Below are 24138 nucleotides of genomic sequence, written 5' to 3'. Positions count from 1 at the left end.
GCCGATCGCGGCATGCGGACCCGCCGAATGAACTACAGGCGCGATATTGATGGCTTGCGGGCCGTTGCGGTGCTGCCCGTCGTGCTCTTCCACTTCGGCGTATCGGCCATTCCCGGCGGCTTCACCGGCGTCGATATCTTCTTCGTCATATCGGGCTATCTGATCAGCGGCAGCCTGCTCGACGATCTCGAGCGCGGCCAGTTCTCGATCGGCCGCTTCTACTGGCGCCGCGCGCGGCGCATCCTGCCGGCGCTGACCTTCGTCATCCTGCTCGCCAGTATCGCCGCCTGGTTCATCCTCCTGCCGTCGGATCTCCACGAGTACAGCCTGAGCGTAATTGCGGCCTCGACCTTCTGGTCGAACATCTATTTCTGGAAAACGACCAACTATTTCTCCATCGACGCGGAACTGCGGCCGCTTTTGCACACATGGTCGCTTTCGGTCGAGGAGCAGTATTATATCTTCGCGCCGGTCCTCGTATATCTGATCTACCGATACGCCTCGAAGCGCTGGCTGACGATATTGCTGCCGATTGCCATAGGCAGTTTTGCCCTGGCGGTCATGGCAACCACGCTGGCGCCGACCGCCGGCTTCTACCTCTTGCCGACGCGCATCTGGGAACTGGCGCTGGGCGCCATGCTCATGCTGAGAAAGCCGCCGGCGCTTGCCAGCCGTCCGCTGACTGAACTGATCGGGCTGGCCGGTTTTGGCCTGATCGCCTTCGGCTTCCTGACGATTTCGGAAAGCGATCCGTTTCCGGGCTACAATGCCCTGTTTCCCTGCATCGGAACGGCGCTGCTCATCTATGCCGGCCAGCCCCATGCGGACAGGCCGGTCCCTGTCGCCACGCAGGTGCTGCGGCTCACACCGCTGGTGTGGATCGGCCTTATCTCCTATTCGCTCTACCTCGTTCACTGGCCGATCAATTCGTTCGTCCATTATCTCTCGCTCAAGGCCATCGGCGTGCCGACGATCATGGCGATGATCGTGGCCAGCGTCGCGCTGGCGACGTTCTCGTGGAAATATGTCGAGCAGCCCTTCCGCCAGAAGCGGGCCTTCACTGCCCCCCTGCCCATCTTCGCGTTCTCGGCGACGGCGATCGCCCTGTTGTGCGTCGTCGGCTTGGCTGGTGCGCTGGGCAAGGGTTTTCCGCAGCGGTTCCCCGATTTCTCGACGGAACGGGTCCTGGTGGGTGACTGGCGCAATGGCGTCTGTTTCAACGAGGGCGGGAGCCGGATCGAGAACTGGAACCTCGCCGACTGCACGCGGACGCATGGCTTTGCCACCAATGTGCTGCTGTGGGGCGATTCCTTCGCCGCGCACTACGTATCGGGGCTGGAGGCCAATGCACAGAAGATCCAGGCCAACGTCGTCCAGTACACCTATGCCGGCTGCCCGCCCAATCTGAGCTACTTCTCCTATGCTCGGCCGGCCTGCACTCGCTTCAACGAACGGGCGCTGTCGATCATCCGCGATGCCAACATCCAGGCGGTGATCCTGAGCGGCAGATGGACCGACTACCAGGCAAGGGGCTTTGACGGCCTGCAGAAGACGGTGGACCGGCTGCGCGACATGGGCGTCAAGGTCTACGTCATCGGCCAGTCTCCGGAGTTCATCGCCGACGTCCAGAAAATCGCGTTCTTCGCAAAACGGGAGCACGCCGCGAACACATCCTGGCCGATGGCCATGGATCCGGACATCAACAAGCAGGTGTTGCCATTCGTCAAAGGGGCAACTTTCATCGACCCGTTGGCCTATCTGTGCGACCCAGCAGGCTGCTCCTATGCCGACGCCGGCACCCGGCAGTTCCTCTACTTCGACTACGGTCATTTCTCGTCCGCCGGCGCGACGCTCGCCATCTCGAAATACTGGCCAAGCTTTGCCGCCAGCAACAAGGTCGCCAAGGCAAAATAGGAATCGCGGCCAGCGCCGAGGGAGGCGAAAGAGCGTTTGTTCGAGGAACCGCTTTGCGATTGCCCGAAGGCCGAACCTAGCCCTGCAAGCGATGGTGCTGACGAGCACGCAGTTGGGCGTTGTCACGTTGTTTGCAATGTGGCCGCGTGAGGCTGCTACCGGCGTTGTTGCGTGGATCACCCGGCGACTGATATTGAGCGGTGGTTTTCAGTCTCCTGATCCGGATTTCGACGATGCCGCACAAGTTCAATGCCGATCGGCGGGACAAGATTGCCAAGCAGAAATATCGAGTGACGAATTGGCCGGCATATAATGAAAGCCTGCGTCAACGTGGTGATTTGACCATCTGGGTGAAGGATGAGGCCCTGTCTTTATGGACGGCGCGGAGGCGGACATCGCGGGGTGGTCAGCCGAAATACTCGGATCTGGCGATTACGTTGTGCTTGACCCTGCGCGTCGTCTACGGGCTGGCGCTACGCCAGACCCAAGGCTTGATGCGCAGTGTCGCGGCGCTGATGGGGTTCGATATTGCCGTGCCTGACTTCTCCACCCTGTCTCGCCGGAGCAAAGGGCTGGCGTTGCCGTCGACAAAGTCCCGAGCCACAACATCAGGTCCGGTCCATCTGGTTGTCGACAGCACCGGCTTGAAGGTCTTCGGCGAGGGTGAGTGGCTGGAAAACAAGCACAAAACCAAGGGCAAACGCAAAAGATGGCGCAAACTGCACCTTGGTCTCAATCTTGTCAGGTAATTACCCACCCCTCGTCCCCTCGATGCGTCGTCACTCGTCGTCGATGTCCGGGTACTGCGGGGGAGCCTTGCCGATCTTGCTGACGATCCTCGGGTAATTGGCATCGGGCTGCGCCTGCCCTGTTCCAATAACTTCAACGCGGAAGCGCCACTCGTCACCGTAGTCGTACAAGAAGGTCATTGCCGAGCCCACCTTCTGGAAGGCTGTGGTGACGCGCGCGCCCTTCACGCTGCGAGAGCCGCTCCCCTCTATGTCGGCGAAGAGTTCGAACCGCTGGGGCGAGTCGAACAGCTTTCCCGTCAGCTTTGAATAGAAGCCGTAGGCGTGGTCCATGTCGAAGCCAAATGCCGCTACGATGGCTTCGGCCAGCTCCGCTAGCGTGCTCGAACTCAACACCTCGATGTCCCGATAAAGCCGCGCCCGAAGAGAGGCTCGGAAGATCAAGGTCGCGGGCTCAGTCATGGCGGATTTCAGGTGCTGACGGTTTGAAGGATGATTTTGAAGGGGTTCGTGCCTGGCGTGAGACGAGCTGTGTCGACGACGGTTCGAATGTCGGCTTCGCCCTTTGCGGCCCACATGGCGCGATAGCCGTTGGTGATCTTCCGTTGAACGACGGCGGGTCTCAGCGCCCGTTCACAGGCGTTGTTCGTCGCGTCGACCATTCCTGGCCATTGGGCAAAGGTCAAAAGTTGATCGCGAGCTCGCCTGAACTTGTTTTGGATGTCGCGGGCCAGATCGCACGACGTTGTGGTGGCAAGGATATCGTTCAGACTTCGCTCCAGGGCGCGTCGCTTGCCGGCGATGGTCGAGGCGGCGAAGGTTTCGACACCGTCGGCTAGGGCGAAGGCCCTTTGCAGCCAACGCTTGAGCCGTGAGGGCAGCATGTCCTCACTTGCCTCGTCCGCATAGGCGAAGTCGCGGGCGAGATGCGCCAGGCAGGTCTGATGCGCATTTGCGTGCCCTTGTTGCGCGGCATAGCGATCGGAACACCAGACGTCGGGCCGATGGCCGTCCATCAGGGTCCGGACCACGACGGCGCCGCGCGTTGGCGCCGCTTGATGAACAACCGCTTCGGGGCAGCGAAACACCCAGTGGTAGGCGTTGCTTCCTTCGATCCGCACGCCGGTCTCATCGGAGGAGATGACCTTGGCCCGGCGCAACGCCGCGACGGCCTTGTCGCACTCGGCCGCGAACGCGCCCTGCGCACGGCGCAACATGTTCATCAGTCCGCCCTGGCTGATGGTGAGACCGAAAAGGTTCGCGAACGCGCCCTGCAGCCGCTCGTAGGACAGGGCCTGGAAAGTCTTGAGATAGGTCGCTACGGCGTGCACGCGTGGCCCGAACGGCGTCCCCTTCGCCGCATCCGGCACAGCCGCGACGACCAGCGTGCCGCAGGACGGGCAACGGACTGCCAGACGCCGATGGCGCTCAATCAAAGGCCTGATCGCGGGAAGCTCAATCTTGTCGTGCTCGCTGACGGTTTCGGCAGCAAGGTCGCTCGACAGGCTGGCGCGGCAGCAAAGGCATTGGTCGGGGTGATGATCGATGATGCGATCGGCATCCTCACTCATGGCGCGGCTGTGACCTTCATGACCCGCCTTGGCGCCACCAGGCTTTGCCCTGTCCCGACGCGCCTTGCGATCGCTCGAAGGTGGCTTGGATGACGTGCGCGACGTCTTGTCCGGTCGCTGCATCCGCAGCACCAGATCGATCAGTTCCTCCTTCGTCAGACGCTGCAAATCAGTGCGATCCATATCCCCATAGATTCAGGGATTCTTGCCCCTGACAAGGGCGTGGGTAATTACCTTGTCAGTGGTGAGATTGTTTGTTCCGATCTGACCGTGGATGATGTCGGCGATCCGACAGCGTTACCAGGACTTCTGGACCAGATCGGTGGCCCCGTCGAGAAGTTCATTGCCGACGGCGCCTATGATGGAACGCCAACCCGAGATCTTCTGGCGACACGCTTTGGTGAGATCGTGGAGGTCATTATCCCACCTCCCAAGACTGCCGTTGCCAGCCCTCAATCGGTGCTGGTTCCATCTGTCCGCGATCGCCATATTGCAGAAATCCAGACCAAAGGGCGGATGGCATGGCAGAAATCCACCGGCTACAACAAGCGCAGTCGCGCTGAGACCCAGATGGGTCGATGGAAGGCTGTGATCGGGCCCAAACTCAAAGCGCGACATTTTGACAATCAGAAGACTGAAGCGAAGATTGGCGTCCGTGTTCTTAACCGGATGACAGAACTTGGCCGGCCCAAGTTCGAGCGCGTTGCATGAAAAATGCAGTGGATAGGGTTGCCTCGTCCAAAGTCTGATCCATGCAACAGGGCTAAGGCGACCGCCGAAATTATCCTGTCTGGCATCGAGATGATCCACATGATGCGCAAACGGCAGGCGAGGTATGCCTACAATCCCAGCCCCTCAATCGCCGAGCAGTTCGCCATCCTCACGGCATAGAACGCCGACCCGGATTCCTGCCATCCTTTGTCCCGTTTCGATCTTTGCGACAGAACCAAGCCTGACAGCGGCGGACAAAATGTCAGGTTCAGAACAAACATTCGCAAAAATGTCAGGTCATTACGACCGGCCATGTGGGACTGTGAGGTTTTTCAAAGCAAACAGGCGCTTACCGCGCGCTGAGCGCGCTGAGCGCCCTGGCACGGCTTTTGCACCTCTTGTTGGCGACTGCACGCAATGGGCAAGACGAGCGATGCTCTCTCCCCTGAACCCGTGTGCCGTCTCTGAGAGGAAACCAGCTCGTGCAGAAACCTTTGGAAATAGCTTTGCACCGCAACGTGGTGTTGCAGATCGACTCCCCGGCTCCTTCGATTAAAGTCGAGAACTGGCTGCGTGGCGAGCCCCTCACGACCTTTGAGCCCGGCAAAGTTTACATCATCGAATTTTGGGCAACGTGGTGCGGCCCATGTGTGGACGGGATGTCCCATCTGATGCAGCTGCAGGAGAAATACAGGGACAGCGGCGTTGAGATCGTCGGAGTCGCGGCTTCTGAAGCCGCTCCAACGGCCGATGAGGCCCGAAGCAAGCTGGACGCCTGGTTGACCGAAAAGTTCTCGAATCTGAACTATCGGATGGCGTTCGACTCCACAGGCGAAATGAAAAAGCTTTGGATGGAGCCCAGCTTTTCTTTCACGATTCCCACCTCGTTCGTGGTCGACCGAGACGCCCACATCGCCTTTATTGGTGGTCCGACGAAACTCGATGAGGTCTTGCCGAAGGTGCTTAACGGCAGCTGGCGCGCCAGCGATCAAGCGAAAGCCGCCGACAGGGAGCGGATCGAGAAAGGCGAAACCCATGCGCGCGAAAAAGCGCTGAAGAAGCCCATATACGACAAACTTGGGCCGGCAATGCAGACCGAGGATTGGAAGACGGCGCTCTCGGCGATCGAAGAGGGCATCACCTTGTTGCCCGACAACTTCGATTTCCGCGTGACTCATGCGCATCTGTTGCTTCACAAAATGCGCGACATGGAGGCCGGCTTGCCCGTCATGCGCCAATTCGTTCGCGACGCGATCGACAGAGAGTCCAAGCATTGGATATATTACGGGCTATTCCTACTCTTCGCGCCGTGCTTTGATTATGCCGGCTTGCCGTCTGCTGAGCGCTTTGCGATGGGCGAAGAGCTGTCTAAACACATCGTGGCACTGCCGCAAGGCGACGGCTCTAAGTTCATGTCTTATCCGATGGTCGCTCAGTACTATCATAAGAGCGGCAACAAAGATCGCGCGATCGAGTTGGTCGAGCAGGCACTTAAGGCGCTGGACGGTCCGGAGCCTATCTCGAACGACCTGAAACAGCACCTTCTACCGCAGTTGCTGCAGGCTCTGGCCAACTACAAGGGTGAGAAGGTTTGTCACGGCACTATCTGTGTGGCTCCGCAAAAGGATTCTCCCAACGTCAATGGGGTGGCCGAGGAGCAAACCTAAGAAGGGGTCGGAACAAGAGCGGTTCGAAATCGTACGCGGCCTTTATCAACCAAAGACAGCGGTTCTGTCGCAAAGATCGAAACGGGACAAAGGATGGCAGGAATCCGGGTCGGCGTTCTATGCCGTGAGGATGGCGAACTGCTCGGCGATTGAGGGGCTGGGATTGTAGGCATACCTCGCCTGCCGTTTGCGCATCATGTGGATCATCTCGATGCCAGACAGGATAATTTCGGCGGTCGCCTTCGCCTTGAAGCCGAGCATGGAGCTGATGCGGCACTTGATCCGTCGATGATCCTGCTCAATGCGATTGTTGAGGTACTGGCTTTGGCGGGTGCGGATCGGCTTCAGCGATCGCCGCGATCGATCGCGCAAACGGCTTTCAGCATCGCAGGAAAGGATCGCCTCGTGATTTGTCTGGCTGCCGTCGATGACGATGCGATCCGGCCGGCCATGGCGCTCAAAGGCCTTGCGGAAGAAGCGTTTGGCTGCCGGCAGGTCACGGTTTTCGCTGAAGAAGAACTCGACCGTGTCGCCGACGCTGTCGATGGCGCGGTAGAGATACATCCACTTGCCGTGCACCTTGATGTAGGTCTCGTCCATGTGCCACTTCCCGGTGACGGTGCGCTTGCGCCGGTTGAAGCGCTCCAGCAGCTGCGGCGAGAAGTGCACGACCCAGCGATGCACGGTGGAATGATCGACGTTCAAGCCGCGCTCGGCCATCATCTCTTCCAGATCGCGGAGGCTGAGCTTGTAGGCCAAGTACCACCGTACGCACAGCAGGATCACCGACTGGTCGAAATGGCGGCCCTTGAACATCACGTACTCCTCCAAAGCTGAGGGGCGTTCCATGTCATAGTCCGCTTACCGAAAGGTTTGCGACAGAGCCAGACTATGCCGTGGCCGCCTTGCGGCGGGCGGATTTCGGGCGTGCGCAGGCAAGCATGCGGTTGAGGACGGCGCAGCCGATGGCGACTTCGGTCTGCTGAACGGGAAGCGACCGTGCCCGCAAACGCCGCCCGATGGTGGACTTGTATCGCCCTATGGCGGTCTCGACCAACGAGCGTTTGCCATAACCGTTGGAGACCTGCCATTTCATCCGGCTGTCTCTACCGATTGCGGCGATATGCTGGTCCCTTTGGCCGGCAGGTCTATCGTCGAATGGTTCGACCGCGTTGACGCGGAGCTATGCTGGAATTTGGGTGACGAGGCTGATTGCGTATTCCGACGAAGCCGGCCATCGATTCCGATTTGAAGCCGGCCAGTCATTCCGATTTCATTCCGGCCGGTGTTCCGATTTGAAGCCGGCCATTTTTCGGACTGATCCTGGGTCTCGTTGATGTTTGGATTGGGTTTCGTTTCAGGTCAAGCGTGCGCTGTTTCGGACGCTCTCGGCGAGCGCTGTTTTCGCATGCTTTCACCGGTGAGATCGATGCGATAGGCGTTGTGAACGAGGCGGTCCAGGATGGCATCGGCCAGGGTTGGGTTTGCAATGATCTCGTACCAGCGATCCAGGGGCAGCTGACTGGTGACGATTGTCGATCGGCGTTCGTAGCGGTCTTCAATGATCTCAAGCACATCACGCCGCTGGTCATCATTGAGTTTTTCCGGTCCCCAGTCATCGAGAATGAGAAGGTCGGTTTTGGCGAGTTGCTTGAGGATCCGGCCATAACGTCCGTCGCCTCTCGCGAGGGCAAGCGTTGCAAACAGCCGGGGAACGCGGTGATAGGCGACGGAGAAATCCTCTCGGCAAGCTTTGTGGCCAAGCGCACAGGCCAGCCAGCTCTTGCCGACGCCGGCCGGCCCGGTGATGAGAAGACTGTGATGCTTTCTGATCCAGTCGCAGCCGGCGAGCGCCATGAACAGATTGCGATCAAGACCGCGTGCGGCACGAAAGTCGGCATTCTCGATCTGTGCGTCATGGCGAAGTTTTGCAGCTCTGGCGCGGGCTTCGAAACGCTTCTGGCGGCGCATGGTAGCCTCGCGCTCGAGCAGCATGGCAAGCCATTCGCCATGCTCGAGGCCGCGTGCTTCGGATTGTGCGTCGAGTTCCTGGAAGGCAGTGGCCATGCCATGAAGGCCGAGTTCGCGCAGCATGTTGATGGTCGGATGGATGAGCATTGGTATGTCTCCTCAATGGAAGTAATCAGGGCCACGCAGATTGGCGTGATCGACGATGGCGGTCGGTTCGGTGGAATGCCTTGCGGCCTTGTGATTGGCGATGAGCGAGGCGATGCTCTTGCAGTTCAGCCCACCGATCTCGACAGCGCGGGCTGAGACGGCTTCGGCGCGATCGCGTGTGACATCGCGAAACAGGCGAAGGACACCCAGGCATGTTCGAAAGCCTTGTTCAGGATGTGGGCGGCTGGCGAGGATTGCGACAACCAAGCCTTCCGTCTCGGGCCCGACGGATGCGGCCCAGCGACGGAAACGATCCGGCGTCCACTCGGCATATCGCCGGTGGGAGCTGGGCATATGATCCGGATCCGTCCCATGACGAGGGCCGCCATAGCGGCGCTGATGGACGGCAATGCGCTTGCCGCGGTGGAAGATCTCGATGGTGCGTGCCGTTGCCCTCAGATCGACTTGCTGACGAATGAGGTTGTGCGGTACGGAATAGAAGAAGGTCTTGAACTCGACGTGGTAATCCGTCGAGACGCGGGCCAAACGCCACTCGGCGAATTCGTAGTCTTCGCTCGGAAGGCTTGCCAGCGCAGCACGCTCGACGCTCTCAAACAGTTGCCGGCGACTGACGCCCAGCCGACGCATGACGTGATCATTGATGCGATTGAGTGCCTGGCGAATTGCGGCATTGGCCTCGGCCAGCGAGAAGAAGGTCTGGTTGCGCAGCCGCCCCAGAATGCATGACTGGGCGAAACGCACGCCGTTCTCGACTTTCGATTTGTCCTTCGGCCGTCGCGGCCGTGCCGGAAGAACGCCGACGCCATAATGGGATGCCATCATGCCGTAGCTGCGATTGATCTCGGGATCGTAGAAGCTGGCGCGGCTGACGCCCGACTTCAGATTGTCGGGGACGATCAGGCGGGGAACGCCATCAAAGAAACGAAACATCCTGACGTGTGAACCAATCCAATCCGGCAGTGTCTGGGTCCAGGTCGCTTCGGCATAGGTCAAGCTGGACGCACCCAGCACTGCCACGAAGATCTCCGCCTCACGGATCTCGCCGGTGTCTCGATCAACGATCGGGATCTTCTTGCCGGAATAGTCGACGAAGACCTTGTCGCCGGCGGCGTGTTCCTGGCGCATCGTCGGCGAAAGCCGCTGTTCGAAGCTGCGAAAGAGCTCGCAGAACCGGCTGTAGCCATATCCGTCGGGATGACTTCCTCGATACTCCTCCCACAAGATGAGGAGCGTGACGCCCGGCTTCTTGAGCTCGACGGCAAGATGGGCCCAGTTCGGCTCTGTGCGCCGCCGCGTGCCCTGCTTGACGCCATTGCGAGCGAAGAGTTTGTTCTCAAGCGCGTCATCGGTCAGCTGCGCCTGGCAGGGGCCAGCTCAACCCGATTGCCGCTGCGCGCCGCAGATTATCCTGCACCGTACTGCGTGCTATTCCCAGCACGACCGCAATCTCGCGGGAGCTGGTCCCGCTTCCGGCAAGCCGAAGCATTTGTCTCAACTGTCTCATGGTCAGCCTTCTCTTTGCCGGCATCAAAATGTCCTCGTTCATCGCGAGGTAATTGATGCCAAAGTTGCTGACCCAGGAGGTAATCTTCAGTGCCGAAAACCGGCCGGTCTTTGGTTGGAATGGTGGCCGGCTTCATACCGGAATGGTGGCCGGTGTTTGATCGGAATGGCGGCCGGCTTCACGTCGGAATCCGCAGGCTGATCAAGCGGCGCTCTGCGGCTTCAATTCGATGACCTCGATTCCATCTTGGAATCTGGCACCTGCGATGAGTTTCGGCAACTGATTTTGTCCTTTCAATCGTCGCCATGTCCTGGCGGCGGCCATGACCAGTTTGAAGACCATCAGCCTTGCGGTCTTCGATGATAGGGAGCCTTTCGTGCGCACCGTGCGATGGCGAACGGTGGCAAAAACGCTCTCGATGGGATTCGATGTCCGCAGATGATCCCAATGTTCGGCGGGGAAATCGTAGAACGCCAGCAAGGCATTCTGATCTTTGGTCAGGCAGTCGACCGCCTTGCCGTATTTCGCATCATATTTCTCGACAAAGACGGCAATCGCCGTCTCGGCTGAGGCTCGGTTCGGGGCGGAAAAGATTTCGCGCAGATCTGTCTTCATGCCGGCCTGCATTGAGTTCGCACCTTGTTGAGCACGTTGGCTGTCTTGTGCACCCAGCACCGCTGGTGCTTGGTGCCGGGAAGGACCTCATCGAGCGCGCTCCAGAAGCCAAGCGCGCCGTCGCCGACGGCAAGATCGGGCGCGATTTGCAGGCCACGACGCTTCACGTCGACCAGCAGCTCGCGCCAGCTCTGCGCACTCTCACGAATCCCTGTCTGGAAGCCGACGAGTTCTTTTTTGCCCTCAGGCGTGGCGCCGATCAGCACCAGCATGCATTCGGCATGGTCTTCCATGCGCGCCTGGAGATAGACCCCGTCCGCCCACACATAGACATAATGGCGCGCCGAAAGATCGCGCTTTTGCCAACGCTCGTATTCGGTGGTCCACTCTGCCGTCAGCCGCGTGATCACCGAGGGTGAGAGGTTCGCTGCCTCCTTGCCGAGCAGGGCTGCCAGAGCTTCCTGAAAGTCGCCCGTCGAAACGCCGCGCAGGTAAAGAACGGGAAGCAGCGCGTCCAGACTTCGCGTCCGACGCGCCCATTTGGGTAGGATCGATGAGGAAAACCGGACCCGGTCCGCTTCGCCGGTCGCGCCGCGGTCCCGGACCTTCACCCGGCTGACGGGCACCGGCCCGATCCCCGTCTGGATGCTCCGCTCCGGGCCGCGACCGTGCCGGACCAGCCGCTCACGTCCGTCCGGCAGCTTCAGATCCCGCATCTCGGCAAGAAACGCTTCGGCCTCCATCTCGATCGCCTGCGCCAGCAATTTGCGCGCGCCGGTGCGGAGCACATCCGTCAGGGGATCATCGATCTCGTCGGGCTGACGAAGGCGAACAATGTTGATAGTCTCGTTCATGGCGTATCGCTCTCCTTGAGAGGTTCTGGCAGGCTTCAATCACCCGCCTCGATACGCCGCCCTTCTCAAACCGTCATCACCCATTTTCCGCCATAGCTCGTTGACGCGAGGCGGAATGACGATTGCGGCGGCAGCGCTATGATCGATGACTGCGTCGTAAGTCGGTTTTCCGTCATAGGCGCCGTCAGCAGTAAACTGTCCGATCGGACCGCCAATCTGGTCGAGTAGTGGCTCAACTTGAGAGACATCGCCAGTGTCCTGATCAGTCAGGGTATGGGCAATGATCTCGCCGCTGTTGGCATCCAGTGCCAGATGCAGCTTGCGCCAACTGCGACGGGATCTGGCGCCGTGCTTCTCCTCCAGCCACTGACCCGCGCCGTAGACCTGCAGGCCGGTGCTGTCGACAAGAACATGCACTGGTCCCTCCGGCGCAACCCGGCGATCATGCCGTTTGTTGGGCGATTGCCATGTCCGCGCCCGACGGCTCAGGGTGGTATGATCGGGGACAGCGAGCGCCAGCCCCATCAGTTGCAGCACCGATTCCAGCAAGCCTTCTGCCTGGCGCAGCCGCAGGCCAAACACAAGGCCCAGCGTCAAGGTGGTCTCGATCGCCAGATCAGAATAGCGGTGCTGGCCGCCACGTGTCTTGCGTCTCGGCGCTTGCCACCTGGACAGGGCTTCCGGCGTCACCCACAGGGTCAAACTGCCGCGATGACGAAGTCCTGCCTCATATTCTGGCCAGTTCGTCACCCTGAACTTCATCTTCTCAATATGATGGCGGCGGCTGGTATTGTGTTTGAAAGGCATGGCTACGCTACAAAGGCTATTGCGGTGACCGCTTGCCTAAACCCACACCAATAAAAGATCCGTGCACCAACGCCGCGCTCGACGGTGCTCTGCGTCGAGGAAGAGGCGATCATCGTCGCCTTCCGTCGCTACACGCTGCTGCCACTGGACGACTGTCTCTATGCGCTGCAGCCAACGATCCCGCATTTGACCCCGGTCTTCATTGCATCGCTGCCTGCAGCGCCACGGCATCGGTCGGCTGCCTGCGGCGCGACAATGAAGGTGCGAGCGTTGCGTCAATCAAGATGAGAATGCTGGCGGGTTGGATCGCAGGGAGGGCGTAGCCCGACTGGAGTTTCAACCCGCCAGCGCCGCTGCCTTTTTGGGGGCGTTTGTCTGGTGATCGCGGTCGACCGGGTATGCCGGTGGTTTTTCCGATTTGGAGGAATCACTTTGTGCCCGGCCGCCACGTAACCGATCACCAGATGAGACTCTACATGAAGTTCCGTCAGACCAATTCGACAGCCGTCGCGGCGGCAAAGGCGTCGATCAGCACGGCCACGGCCTATCGCATCGAGAAGGATTCGAGGCTGCCCTCGCAGAAGAAGGCGCCGCGGGAACGACGCCGTGCCGACCCGCTTGCCGATATTTTTCAGACCGAGGTCGTGCCGATGCTGCAAGCCGCGCCCGGCATTCGCGCGATAGCTATCTTCGAGGAGATGCTGCGCCGCCACCCCGATCTGGGCAACGGCGTTCGCCGCACGCTGGAGCGGCGCGTCCGCTCCTGGCGCGCCGTCCACGGCGTGGAGCAGGAGGTCATCTTCCGACAGGTGCATGAGGCCGGCCGCCTCGGCCTGTCGGATTTCACCGACATGGGTAAAGCCGGCATCACGATCGCCGGCCAGCCGCTCGACCACCGGCTCTATCATTTCCGGCTCGCCTATTCCGGCTTCGAGCACGCTCATGTCGTGCTCGGCGGCGAGAGCTTCGTCGCCCTGGCGGAAGGCCTGCAGAACGCGCTGTGGTCGCTCGGCGGGGCTCCCCGCGAGCATCGCAGCGACAGCCTCTCGCCGGCATTCCGCAACCTGGACAAGGACGCCCGGGCGGACCTGACGCGCCGCTACGACGAACTGTGCGGCCACTACGGCATGACCCCTTCCCGCAACAATCGCGGCATCGCGCATGAGAACGGCTCCATCGAAGGCCCGCACGGCCATCTCAAGCGGGCGATCGACGACGCGGCTCTGATGAGAGGATCGAGCGATTTCGGCGATCTGGTCTGCTACCGCCGCTTCGTCGACGAGATCGTCAGCCGCATGAACGCCCGCAATTCCAAGCGCATCGACATCGAGCGCGCCGAGCTCCAGGAACTGCCCGTCCGGCGCACATCCGACTACGAGGAGGTCACCGTGCGCGTCACCTCATCGGGCGGCTTCACGCTGCGCAAGGTGTTCTACACCGTGCCCTCGCGCCTGATCGGCCACCGGCTCAGGGTGCGCCTTTTCGACGATCGACTGGACATCTTCATCGGCGGCACCCTTCTCGTGACGCTGCCGCGCGGACGTGCCTCTCCATCGGGCAAACACGATCAGGTCGTCAATTACCGGCATGTCATCCATTCGCTGCGTCGCAAGCCGATGGCGCTGTTGAACCTGGTCTATCGCGACCAGCTCTTTCCGCGCGAGGCGTATCGGCACACCTTCGACATGCTCATGGAGCGGCTGCCGGAGCGGCAGGCCTGCCGCATCATGGTGGATCTTCTCGCCATGGCTCACGAGCGCGCCTGCGAGAGCGAACTGGCCGACCAACTGGATGCCGCGCTGCAGGCGCGCCGATTGCCCGACATGGCCGCCTTGCGGGAACGCTTCGCCCCCGATCCCTCCCGGCTGCCGAATGTCGTCGTGCGCCTTGCGCCGCTCAATGCCTATGAAGCCCTGCTCGGCGCCAGCCTGACGGGAGACGCGGCATGAAGACCAACACCACTGTCGATACCGCCAAGCTCAGCCTGCTCCTCAACGAACTGCGCTTGCCGGCCATCAAGCTCATGTGGCCGCAATTCGCCGAACAGGCCGACAAGGAAGGCTGGCCCGCCGCCCGCTTTCTCGCCGCGATCACCGAGCATGAACTGGCCGAACGCGACCGCCGCCGCATCGAACGCCACCTCGCCGAGGCCCGCCTCCTGCCGGGCAAGACCCTCGACACCTTCGCGTTCGAGGCCGTGCCGATGATCTCCAAGGCCCAGGTGATGGCGATCACCGCCGGCGACAGCTGGCTGGAGAAGGGGGCGAACCTGCTTCTGTTCGGCCCGCCCGGCGGCGGCAAAAGCCATCTCGCTTCAGCCATCGGCCTTGCGCTCATCGAGAATGGCTGGCGGGTGCTCTTCACCAGAACAACCGACCTCGTCCAGAAGCTTCAGACGGCACGGCGAGACCTGGCGCTCGAGAGCGCTCTGGCCAAGCTCGACAAGTTCCATCTCCTGATCCTCGATGATCTCGCCTACGTCACCAAGGACCAGGCCGAGACCAGCGTGCTGTTCGAGCTCATCAGCGCCCGCTACGAGCGGCGCTCAATGCTCATCACCGCCAACCAGCCGTTCGGCGAATGGGGCAAGGTCTTCCCCGACCCCGCCATGACGCTCGCCGCGGTCGACCGCCTCGTCCATCACGCCACCATCTTCGAGATGAATGTCGAGAGCTACAGGCGCCGCGAGGCCATGGAGCGAAAGCGTGGCCCGGGACGCCCCGCGTCCTATGCCACACCCGCCAACAGCGTCGCTGATTGACGCGCCGCGACAATCAAACCGACAAACCCTCTTGCGCGCGGCAATCAATGCCGCGATCATCACCTCCGCCGCGACACCAGATTCTCATCCAGATTGTCGCGCGCTTCTCATCAGAATTGTCGCGCCACAGCTGCCGGATGTCGAGGGTGACAAGCCCGCGAGAAAGAAGTTCAAGAGCTATCCGATCGGCTACTTCCACATCGACGTCGCCGAGGTGCGGACCGAACAGGGCAAGCTGCACATGTTCGTCGCCATCGATCGCACATCGAAGTTCGCCTTCGTCGAACTGCACGAGAAGGCCACCACCGCCGTCTCCAAAGAGTTCCTGCTCCGGCTGATCGCGGCCGTCCCTTACAAGATCCACACCGTGCTCACCGACAACGGCATCCAATTCACGACGCCTGGCGCCGGTGGCTCGGCCGTCCCGCTGATTAAAGAGGCCATCACCAACGGCGAACTGTTCCGGGCGCACGCCTTCGAATACACCTGCGCCAGGAACGACATCGACCACCGCACCACCAAGGCCAGGCACCCATGGACCAACGGCCAGGTCGTGAGGATGAAACCGACCATCAAGGACGCAACCGTCAAGCGCTTCTACCACGAGAGCCACGATCAGCTCCGGCAGCACCTCGCCGACTTCGTCGCAGCCTACAACTTCGCTCGCAGACTGAAGACCCTCAAGGGCCTCACTCCATACGAGTTCATCTGCAAGCCCTGGGCTGCACAGCCGGAACGCTTCACGCTAAATCCGCTCCAGCAAATGCCGGGACTAAACATCTAGTTCCGGCGTCGATGAGGCATGCTTCTTATCCAACAGCTGCCGGAATTCCCCTGGCTCGAACGCCATCATTGGGGCGCGAGTTTATAATCCAGCGGCTGCCGCAGCTGCTACTCGTGTGGCAAGCGTCTCCTTAGGCGGTCTTGCAGCGCCGGCCGGTCGGCGACGAGGTCGTCCAGGGGTAGGGGCCCGTGGTCCGGCCGCTGCCCGTCCAACAATTGTCGAACCAGCTCCCACGTGCCGTCCAAGACAAAGACGCCGCAATCATGATTGTTCAGCTGTTGGGCCATGGGAGCTGGCTCCGAGGTGGCGTTCAGCACTCTCGCGAGCCGTTTTGCAGGCGCGTTGTTGTGGCCCGCTCGCTGGAGGGAGTCGTAATGATAGGCGACCGGCATTTCTGGATTGCGGCGATCAACCAGCAGCAGTGACCAATGACTGCCTTCGCGGGTAAGAGTGCCGTTGTTCACTGGCACGAACACGAAGTCGGCTGGGCCGGCATTTCGATTATAGATGGACTGCAATATGTCTCGCGCGTATTGCAGCTCGCGATGACGCAGTAGATGGGATACCGACGGATCCACCAGCAGCGTCCGCGCGGCGAGCATCGGATCGAGCGCCTGCAGCTGCTCGTGAAGCAAATTGTAATCCCTCAGTATGTGCTCGTCGGCGAGCCACTGGTCGGGCCCGAGCACCAATCCCTTCGCGACATTGGATGAGGCTCTCGGACCCGACGCCCCGAGCTGAGTATCGGAGGAGGTGGTCGTGGACGTAGTCAAATCAACCACTGGAAGGCCGCGGTAGGTGTCTCCCGGCCTGGTGGTTACTGGCGATGCGGGTTGGCGAATCTTGGCCCGCGTCGCTGGCGCAGCTTCACCCATCGGCGAAAGTCGACCGCGATGCATGAGCGGACCGTCACCGGGGCCTCCCGGCCCGAAGACGGCGGCGGCCTCTGTCCCTTGCATCATCGTTTGCCGCTCCGTGTCGCCGAGCGTCTGCTTGCGCGGACGCACCGGTGCGGAATGAGCATCGTCGCGCAAGTCGGACGGCGTGGGCGCATTCAGATCAACAAAAGACTGAAGACCACCGAAGGTGCCTGAACGAGCCCTCGTACCGGGCGGCGGCCCTGGCGCAAAGTGAGCATCGTCGCGCAAGTCGGACGGTGTGGGCGCATTCAGATCAACAAAAGACTGAAGACCATCGAAGGTGCCTGAACGAGCCCTCGTACCGGGCGGCGGCCCTGGCGCAAAGTGAGCATCGTCGCGCAAGTCGGACGGATCTGAAGCAACCAATGCCTCAGAGCCAGGATAGAGATGCTGAGCTCCGGCACGTAATAGTGAAGCCAGCTCTTGCATCTGCCGCCGCACCAACTCCTCGCTTAACCACGCCAAACCTTTACCGTTCGATGACGTTGGCACGGGAGAAAGTTCCTGCGGCACGCTGGGTTGTCGAGCGCCATGGTGATGAGCCGGTACTGGCCCGGCAAACGGCGGCGGAAAATCAGGTGCCGGAACCATAGCATTGAGCTCGAATGGTGTGGGCGGATTCCGATGGACCATTGCCTCGAACCCGCCGTCCTTGCGCCTCGGCAGGACGCTGCTCCCGGCAAACTCGTCCGCACCCGGATGGCGGTCGTGACGCCTGTTCAAAGCATGCACGGCTCCTGCAGACGCCGGCGGTTGACAATGGCTCGCACTTGACCCCAGAGAGGGCAGTGAGTCGGCCTTGTTCATTCCCTCCCAAAGTAGATCCTGATCGTAATCTTCCATAGGAACGACGAATCGCGGAGCGATAGCGTCATGCGGGGCACTGTGCTGCGCAGCGGCGCCCCCGATACCCCTAATCTCAGACTGCAGCCTTGGAATGTATTCGGACTCTCTCCCCCGCACGACGAGCTGCTCTTCCAATGGCAATGCGCCCACCTGGTAGGCGGAGGGCTGCATCGGCATGCAACCGCCTGAATTAGCGATCCCGTTCAGCTGCAGCTGAATGGCGACGGCTGGCGGCGCATTCAGTTTCCTCTGCCGCTTCGCTGGCCTCAACAGCGCTGTGGAATGTTCATTGTTGATGATGACCCAATCGGTCGGTAGGAGGTTGCCCCTGTCAGGCGCGCCAGGCGAGCGGCGAATCTGCTGTTCGCTAAGCGCTAACAACGGCCGGGCGGCAGCCTGATCCCCAGCGTGCCGAGCGTCGGCTGCTCCGAAAGCGCCCGCCGCGATATTGTTAAGGCTATCCGGTCCAGCGGGCAACTTCCCTGGAGCGATGAAAAATGACGGGGCTGGTTGATTATCCTGCCGTGTCCGAAGCTCCTTTGGCCAACTAACAGCTTCCTGCGACGCGCTGTGCTGCGCAATCGCCTCGCCGGCCCGCCTCGGCTCCATCAGTGCCGCGTCCGCGGGAATAGGAACGAGGGGAACCCGGCGCTCGAGCTCCATCGCTCTAACGCCGGCCTGCGATTTTCGGAGGTCAGTCAGTGCGGAACCGATCCTTGGACCACCGCCGGCGTCCTCCTTGTAGCTCTTGACATCTCCATCCAACGCCTTGCCGGACAGCCGACCAGCAATGCCCTTCTTGTTGTTTTGATGCAGGTAGTCACTGAAGCTCCTGAGAACCGTTGCATTGCTTCTGCCGGTATTTGTCTGGGCTTCGTCTTTGTACTGGTTGATGAGAGCCGCGTCTTCCGGATGCGGAGCCAACTCAGCGCGGCCTGCGATCGGCACGATCCCGCCGGTAGACTGCGCGGTCCGGAGATGGCGTATTGCCCTAAGGAGCCTCGCGAGGTCACCCTTTCCGATGAACTCGGACGCATTATCGGTCAGCGACTCGCAATCGAGCCGATCCTTAATAGGAGGTTTGTTGTTTGCGAAGAGCCAGCGGCCAAAGCTGAGAAGAGAACTTATGTCGTTGCTGGCGGTGCGCTTGGCGGCGTTGCCCTTGATGAGGGCCGCGCCAAGCGCCGAAATAAGAGTTGTGTCCTCGAGATAAAGGGGCTGGTTTCTGCCCAGCCGAGCTGACTGAGTCTGCTGCGGCGCCGAACACGACACGCCCTGTTCGGCCATCACCCCAAACATGTGGCGCGCGCGCTCAATCGCTTTAACCCCAGCCTGCGATTTTCGGAGACAAGCCAGTGCGTAAGCGATATTTCGATTACCACCAGCGTCCTCCTTATAGCCCTTGACATCTCCATTCAACAACCCGTCGGAAAGTCGACCAGCAATTCCCTTCTTGTTGTTTTGACGTAGGTAGTCACTGAAGCTCCTAAGAGAACCTGCATACGTACTGCCGGTCTTTGTCGCCACTTCGTTTTTGTACTCATGTATCAGGGCCACATCCTCGGGGTGAGGAATCAACTCAGCGCGGGCTGCGATCGGCACGACGCCCCCCGTCGATTGCGAGGTCCGGAGATGATCAATTGCCGTAAGGAGTGTCTTGGGATCACCCTTTCCAACGAACTCGCGCGCATCATCGGTCAGCGACTCGAGATCTAGCCGATCCTTAATGGGATCTTTGTTGTTTGCGAAGAGCCAGCGGCCAAAGCCGCGAAGAACACCTACATAGGTGCTGGCGGTGTACTCGGCGGCATTGCCCTTAATGAGGGCAGCCTCGAGGGCCGAAATAGACTCAGAATCCACGGCGTGAAGAGGGCGCTTACTGAGCCTTTTCACAAACTGAGGCGGCTGCGGCGCCGAGCCGGCCGGCACTGCTCCACCACCTCCACCTGAATTGGCGATTTCGCTCAGTTGCCGCTCAAACGCGGCCACACCTGCGATCGGAGCCGAACGTGAGCTATCTTCCAGGCTGGCCCGGTTCGATTGTCCGCGCACCCGCTTGGTTGAGGTGAAATCCATCCGTTGTCACTTTCAGCAATATAAGCGATTGGATGTATCACAGGGAAGCTGTTGAGAACCTGACGACTACGAGGTTTTGTTGCGACGGCTGAATAGGGGCACAGAGGTCAGAGGTGGCTCGGCAAAATTGGACAGGGTGATAAGTGGAATTTCTGCCTGAGATCGGCATGAGTGCCGGAACAGGAGAATGACGAATGATCAGACGACCACGCCGGAACCACAGCCCGGCTTTCAAGGCGAAAGTTGCGCTTGCGGCGATCAAGGGAGAAAAGACGCTGGCCGAGCTGGCGCAGCAGTATGATGTGCATGCGAACCAGATCACGGATTGGCTAAAGCAGCTTCTGGAAGGGGCCTCGAACGTGTTTGGCGCGGAGAAATCGGAGCCGACGGTGGACATAAAGGCCCTCCATGCCAAGATCGGAGAGCTGACGCTGGCCAATGATTTCTTAGGCTCGGCGCTCGGCAAGGCCGGCTGGTCGGGGAGCGCAAGACGATGATCGACCGGGAACATGAACTGCCGATTGCCAAGCAGGCGGCCGAACTGGGGATCAGCCGCGGCAGCGTCTACTCCCTACCCAAGCCGACATCGGCGGCAGACCTGAAGCTGATGCGGCGCATCGACGAATTGCACCTGGATTACCCGTTCGCGGGCAGCCGCATGGTGCAGAAGCTTTTGAAGCGCGAAGGCTACAGACGGGTCGGCTGCATGTGCGCACCTTGATGACGCGCATGGGAATCAAGGCGCTCTACCGCAAGCCGCGCACTTCGAAGCCGGGCGACGGGCACAAGATCTATCCGTATTTGCTGGGCAAGCTGGCGGTGACGCGGCCCAACCAGGTCTGGGCGACGGACCTGACCTATATCCCGATGGCCCGCGGCTTCTGCTACCTGGTTGCTGTCGTCGACTGGTTCACGCGCAAGGTACTGAGCTGGCGGCTGTCGATCACCATGGATGCGGCCTTTTGCATTGAAGCCCTCGAGGAGGCGCTGGCGACATACGGCAAGCCCGAGATCTTCAACTCCGATCAGGGCAGCCAGTTCACCAGCCATGACTTCACCAAGGTCCTCCTCGACCGGGAGATCAGGATCAGCATGGATGGCAAGGGCGCCTGGCGCGACAACGTCTTCGTCGAGCGTCTCTGGCGGTCGGTGAAATATGAGGAGGTCTATCTCAAGGCCTATGACAGCGTTCGCGAAGGGCGAGCGTCGATCGGAAAATATCTCGATTTCTACAATCGGGGACGCCCGCATTCCAGCCTTGACGGCAGAGCGCCAGATGAGGCCTACTTCACCCCGATACCGCTTCCCGAGGCGGCCTAATCAGAGGCAGTGTTCCACTTATAAATCGGGAATTCCTGTCCAAACAAACCGAGCCAGGGCGCGGCTCTTTGAGAGGGTGACGTTGCCTCCAGTTTTTATCCAGTTTTGAGTTCGTTTCCGGCGTGGGTTGAAGTGCTCCCCGATTTTGGGCCAGCGGGAGCTGGATTTTCCGGGGTAAAGCTCAGCTCGGCGGGGGTGCCGATGAGCCGTTCATCAGCGAAATCGGCACCTTGTTGCCGATCGCTCTGTGTGGCCGGAACTCGTTATACAACTCGACGACTTAACACCCACGGGACTGGGATTGAACGCGAGCTTTGCTACCCGTGGCATCCGTGGGCCGGGCTGCAGGTCCATACCCATGAAGTGATCAAGAAGGGTGATGTGACGGTTTTCCGCTGCAGCCTTTCCGGCCAAGCGCCGGACCGGTGGCTGGAGGTTCCGGCGTGGATGTTCGACCGATCGGCTAGCATGAGCTGGCGCATCACGGCTGCCGCGCAGGTCGATCTTGCCGTGCTTGTCGCCTTGGCTGAGTTTCTGCGTGACACAGGCGTGCCGTCGCAATCTCAGAGGATCGGCGCAGCATCGGACTCTCACGACTCGAATCGGGGAGAGGTCCATGCCGCGCAAGCCCACGACTTACCAGTTCGATCTGTTCTCCAGGTTGAACGACACCGACACGATGATGGAGGCGCCGCGATGGCAGGCGCTGCCTGTCGAGACGCGTCGGTCAGTGACGAAGCTGATGGTGCGTCTGATCCTCGACCACGTCGGCGGCGATCGCGCCGGGCGACAGGAGGGCGCGGATCATGATGCATGAGAAGATCAGGCCGCACCATCTTGAGCGCAAGGCGATACTGTACGTGCGGCAGTCGTCGGCCCATCAGGTCCTGCACAACCGCGAGAGCAGCACGCTTCAATATGCGATGCGCGATCGCCTGACGGCGCTTGGGTGGTCTCGCGTCGAGACGGTCGATGACGATCTCGGCCGGTCCGCCGCCGGCGGCGTCGCACGCGTCGGTTTCGACCGAATGGTCGCGGAAGTCTGTCTCGGCAAAGTCGGTGCGGTCGCGGCGCGGGAAGTGTCGCGGTTTGCCCGCAACAGCCGCGACTGGCAGCAGCTCATCGAGATGTGCCGCGTCGTCGACACCGTGCTGGTCGACCAGGAGACGGTCTATGCGCCGCGCCAAGGCAACGACCGGCTGCTGCTGGGGTTAAAGGGAAGCCTCAACGAGTACGAACTCGATCTCTTGCGCCAGCGGTCGCTCTCGGCCCGCTACGAGAAGGCACGCCGTGGCGAACTCGTGGTCGCGGCACCTGTCGGCTTCGTAAAGGTCGGGGATCGGCTCGAGAAGGATCCCGACCGCCGCGTGCAAGAGGCGATCATCCTTGTGTTCGACAAGGTCGCCGCGCTCGGCAGCGCCCGTCAGGCCTTGATGTGGTTCCTCGAGCATGGCCTGGATTTGCCCACCAGGCGCAACAACGGCGATGTCATCTGGCGCAGACCCAGCTATGCCACGATCCACCGGATGATCGAGAACCCGATCTACGGCGGCGCCTATGCCTATGGTAGGACTCGTGCCGCGCCGGGATTTGGATCGACAGCCCCTCGGCCGGGCGTTCGTCGCCAAGCCCGGGAGGAATGGCTGGCTCTGATCCCGGGCAGCCATGAAGGTTACGTCAGTTGGGAACGAGCGGAGGCAATCCGCACAATGGTGAGCGACAACGTGCCAACGGGCCGGCATCACGGAGCACCGAAGCATGGCGATGCATTGCTCGCCGGGCTTGTCCGGTGCCGCCGCTGCGGCCGCAAGCTCACGGTGCGATACACGGGTATCAAGCACAACATCCCGCGCTATTCCTGCTGGCGGGGCCTGCTGGACAATGGCGAACCGCGCTGCATCGCCTTCGGCGGACTTCGCGTCGATGACGCTATTGAAGAGGCCCTTCTGCGGGTCGTCGAGCCCGGCGCGGTCGCGGCTGCCGCCGAGGCCGAAGCGCAGGCAGCCAATCGCCGCGACCAGGTTCGGGACGCTCTCAGTCGCGATCTGGAGGCTGCACGCTACGCCGCCGACCGGGCTTTCCGGCAATATGACGCGGCCGACCCCGAGAACCGGCTGGTCGCTGCCGAACTGGAGATGCGGTGGAACCGTGCCCTCGCACATGTCGGCGAGATCGAGGGCAAGATCGCCACACATGATACCGCAAGGGCGAAGCCGTCGCCTGTGTTGACGATGGACCTTGGCGCGCTGGCCGCGAACCTCCACAGCGTCTGGGCGGCACCGACGACAGATGCGCGGCTCAAGAAGCGCATCGCGCGTACCGTCATTCAGGAGGTGATCGCCGATATTGATGATGAAGCCTCCGAGATCGTGCTGCTGATCCACTGGATCGGCGGGGTTCACACTGAACTGCGCTTGCCGAAGCGGCGCCGCGGACAACGCACCAGCACCTCCGCCGACATCATCGCCGCCATGCGGCAACTGGTACTGATCGCCAGCGACGATCAGATTGCCGGCATTCTCAACCGCAACAGCCTGGTGACCGGGCATGGCAATCGCTGGACGCGCGAACGGGTCACGGCGCGCGCACCGGTCGCATCACAAGATTCCGGTCTTCCGGCCGGCGCCGGAGGGCAACGAACCGTGGCTCAACCTGAACAAGGCCGCACGCCTTCTCGGCGTTGCCCCGAAGACCCTCAGGCTCGCCGCCGAGACAGGCGAGATCGAAGGCGTTCATCCCCTGCCGGATGGTCCGTGGATCTTCAGCCGGTCAGAACTCGCAACGCCGCATGCCCTGCAGATCGTTCATCGCGCGCGACAGAACCCCAAATACCCCGCAGGATCGCATCCAGATCAGCAAAGCCTATTCCATTCAACAACATAGACAGATGGGTGTTATGA

Annotated in this window: 12 protein-coding genes and 8 pseudogenes; 11 read left to right on the top strand and 9 right to left on the bottom strand. The window is 61.0% G+C overall.

Features of this window, described 5'->3' with window-relative positions; translation table 11 throughout:
* Positions 1-27: 27 nt before the first annotated feature.
* Positions 28-1914: an acyltransferase family protein gene (locus ACVILI_RS32210; RefSeq protein WP_019863152.1), complete on the top strand. Its 1887-nt coding sequence runs from the start codon at positions 28-30 to the stop codon at positions 1912-1914.
* 233 nt (positions 1915-2147) lie between these two features.
* A complete protein-coding gene (locus tag ACVILI_RS32205) occupies positions 2148-2663 on the top strand; it encodes an IS5 family transposase (RefSeq protein WP_457102761.1) in 516 nt (171 codons plus the stop codon).
* A gap of 30 nt (positions 2664-2693) precedes the next feature.
* Here the strand turns inward: ACVILI_RS32205 and ACVILI_RS32200 are convergent, their stop codons facing one another.
* Both ACVILI_RS32200 and tnpC read right to left on the bottom strand, forming a co-directional pair.
* The gene (locus ACVILI_RS32200; RefSeq protein WP_240565529.1) at positions 2694-3125 is read right to left on the bottom strand and encodes a plasmid pRiA4b ORF-3 family protein; all 432 of its coding nucleotides are present in this window, start codon (positions 3123-3125) and stop codon (positions 2694-2696) included.
* An 8-nt stretch (positions 3126-3133) separates the two neighbouring features.
* Entirely contained in the window at positions 3134-4417 is a 1284-nt protein-coding gene (tnpC, locus tag ACVILI_RS32195; RefSeq protein WP_240565528.1) for an IS66 family transposase, read from the bottom strand.
* Positions 4418-4456: 39 nt separating this feature from the next.
* On the opposite strand from tnpC, the gene ACVILI_RS32190 reads away from it, so the two are divergent.
* The 3 genes and pseudogenes from ACVILI_RS32190 (at position 4457) to ACVILI_RS32180 (ending at position 6612) form a co-directional block, all read left to right on the top strand.
* The gene (locus ACVILI_RS32190; RefSeq protein ID WP_457102760.1) at positions 4457-4945 is read left to right on the top strand and encodes a transposase; all 489 of its coding nucleotides are present in this window, start codon (positions 4457-4459) and stop codon (positions 4943-4945) included.
* A 57-nt stretch (positions 4946-5002) separates the two neighbouring features.
* A pseudogene (locus ACVILI_RS32185) lies at positions 5003-5125 on the top strand (IS6 family transposase); the annotation flags it as partial.
* Between the two features lie 338 nt (positions 5126-5463).
* Positions 5464-6612 (top strand): redoxin family protein, encoded by a 1149-nt coding sequence (locus tag ACVILI_RS32180; RefSeq protein ID WP_091586688.1) that lies wholly within the window; start codon positions 5464-5466, stop codon positions 6610-6612.
* Positions 6613-6729: 117 nt separating this feature from the next.
* Here ACVILI_RS32180 and ACVILI_RS32175 read toward each other — a convergent pair whose 3' ends face one another.
* The 6 genes and pseudogenes from ACVILI_RS32175 to ACVILI_RS32150 form a co-directional block, all read right to left on the bottom strand.
* Positions 6730-7428 carry an IS6 family transposase gene (locus tag ACVILI_RS32175; protein WP_457102804.1) on the bottom strand — a complete coding sequence of 233 codons (699 nt, stop codon included), beginning with the start codon at positions 7426-7428 and terminating at the stop codon, positions 6730-6732.
* Positions 7429-7501: 73 nt separating this feature from the next.
* Positions 7502-7792 (bottom strand): annotated as a pseudogene (locus ACVILI_RS32170) (IS5/IS1182 family transposase); the annotation flags it as partial.
* A gap of 182 nt (positions 7793-7974) precedes the next feature.
* Positions 7975-8730: an IS21-like element helper ATPase IstB gene (istB, locus tag ACVILI_RS32165; protein WP_038646815.1), complete on the bottom strand. Its 756-nt coding sequence runs from the start codon at positions 8728-8730 to the stop codon at positions 7975-7977.
* Positions 8731-8742: 12 nt separating this feature from the next.
* Positions 8743-10255 (bottom strand): annotated as a pseudogene (gene istA, locus ACVILI_RS32160) (IS21 family transposase).
* 201 nt (positions 10256-10456) lie between these two features.
* A pseudogene (locus ACVILI_RS32155) lies at positions 10457-11724 on the bottom strand (IS256 family transposase).
* A gap of 93 nt (positions 11725-11817) precedes the next feature.
* Positions 11818-12531, bottom strand: a pseudogene (locus ACVILI_RS32150) (IS5 family transposase); the annotation flags it as partial.
* A 72-nt stretch (positions 12532-12603) separates the two neighbouring features.
* Between ACVILI_RS32150 and ACVILI_RS32145 the strand changes: the two are divergent.
* The 3 genes and pseudogenes from ACVILI_RS32145 to istB (ACVILI_RS32135) all read left to right on the top strand — a co-directional run.
* Positions 12604-12775 (top strand): annotated as a pseudogene (locus ACVILI_RS32145) (IS481 family transposase); the annotation flags it as partial.
* 190 nt (positions 12776-12965) lie between these two features.
* On the top strand, positions 12966-14480 hold the full coding sequence (istA, locus tag ACVILI_RS32140; protein WP_457102398.1) for an IS21 family transposase: 1515 nt from the start codon (positions 12966-12968) through the stop codon (positions 14478-14480).
* Positions 14477-16076, top strand: a pseudogene (istB, locus tag ACVILI_RS32135) (IS21-like element helper ATPase IstB). The gene istA (ACVILI_RS32140) and the pseudogene istB (ACVILI_RS32135) overlap by 4 nt, the downstream one beginning before the upstream one ends.
* 107 nt (positions 16077-16183) lie before the next feature.
* On the opposite strand, the gene ACVILI_RS32130 reads toward istB (ACVILI_RS32135), so the two are convergent.
* The gene (locus ACVILI_RS32130; protein WP_457102759.1) at positions 16184-19918 is read right to left on the bottom strand and encodes a C48 family peptidase; all 3735 of its coding nucleotides are present in this window, start codon (positions 19916-19918) and stop codon (positions 16184-16186) included.
* Between the two features lie 194 nt (positions 19919-20112).
* Here ACVILI_RS32130 and ACVILI_RS32125 point away from each other — a divergent pair.
* The 3 genes and pseudogenes from ACVILI_RS32125 to ACVILI_RS32115 all read left to right on the top strand — a co-directional run bounded on the left by ACVILI_RS32125 (position 20113) and on the right by ACVILI_RS32115 (position 24138).
* Positions 20113-21238 (top strand): annotated as a pseudogene (locus ACVILI_RS32125) (IS3 family transposase).
* A 616-nt stretch (positions 21239-21854) separates the two neighbouring features.
* Positions 21855-22055, top strand: coding sequence for a hypothetical protein (locus ACVILI_RS32120; RefSeq protein ID WP_038654504.1), 201 nt, complete (start codon positions 21855-21857; stop codon positions 22053-22055).
* Positions 22045-24138: a recombinase family protein gene (locus ACVILI_RS32115; protein WP_240565466.1), complete on the top strand. Its 2094-nt coding sequence runs from the start codon at positions 22045-22047 to the stop codon at positions 24136-24138. The genes ACVILI_RS32120 and ACVILI_RS32115 overlap by 11 nt, the downstream gene beginning before the upstream one ends.

The sequence above is a fragment of the Mesorhizobium sp. USDA 4775 genome (assembly GCF_054062655.1).
Note: the sequence above shows the minus strand (reverse complement) of the source record. Positions and strands in the feature narration are given on the sequence as shown.

Excerpts from the sequence above, each read along its gene's own strand:
- ACVILI_RS32175 (WP_457102804.1), bottom strand. The coding sequence starts at position 7,428 with ATGTTCAAGGGCCGCCATTTCGACCAGTCGGTGATCCTGCTGTGCGTA.
- ACVILI_RS32115 (WP_240565466.1), top strand. The coding sequence starts at position 22,045 with ATGATGCATGAGAAGATCAGGCCGCACCATCTTGAGCGCAAGGCGATA.
- ACVILI_RS32205 (WP_457102761.1), top strand. The coding sequence starts at position 2,148 with ATGCCGCACAAGTTCAATGCCGATCGGCGGGACAAGATTGCCAAGCAG.
- istB (WP_038646815.1), bottom strand. The coding sequence starts at position 8,730 with ATGCTCATCCATCCGACCATCAACATGCTGCGCGAACTCGGCCTTCAT.
- ACVILI_RS32200 (WP_240565529.1), bottom strand. The coding sequence starts at position 3,125 with ATGACTGAGCCCGCGACCTTGATCTTCCGAGCCTCTCTTCGGGCGCGG.
- tnpC (WP_240565528.1), bottom strand. The coding sequence starts at position 4,417 with ATGGATCGCACTGATTTGCAGCGTCTGACGAAGGAGGAACTGATCGAT.
- ACVILI_RS32210 (WP_019863152.1), top strand. The coding sequence starts at position 28 with ATGAACTACAGGCGCGATATTGATGGCTTGCGGGCCGTTGCGGTGCTG.
- ACVILI_RS32130 (WP_457102759.1), bottom strand. The coding sequence starts at position 19,918 with ATGGATTTCACCTCAACCAAGCGGGTGCGCGGACAATCGAACCGGGCC.
- ACVILI_RS32120 (WP_038654504.1), top strand. The coding sequence starts at position 21,855 with ATGCCGCGCAAGCCCACGACTTACCAGTTCGATCTGTTCTCCAGGTTG.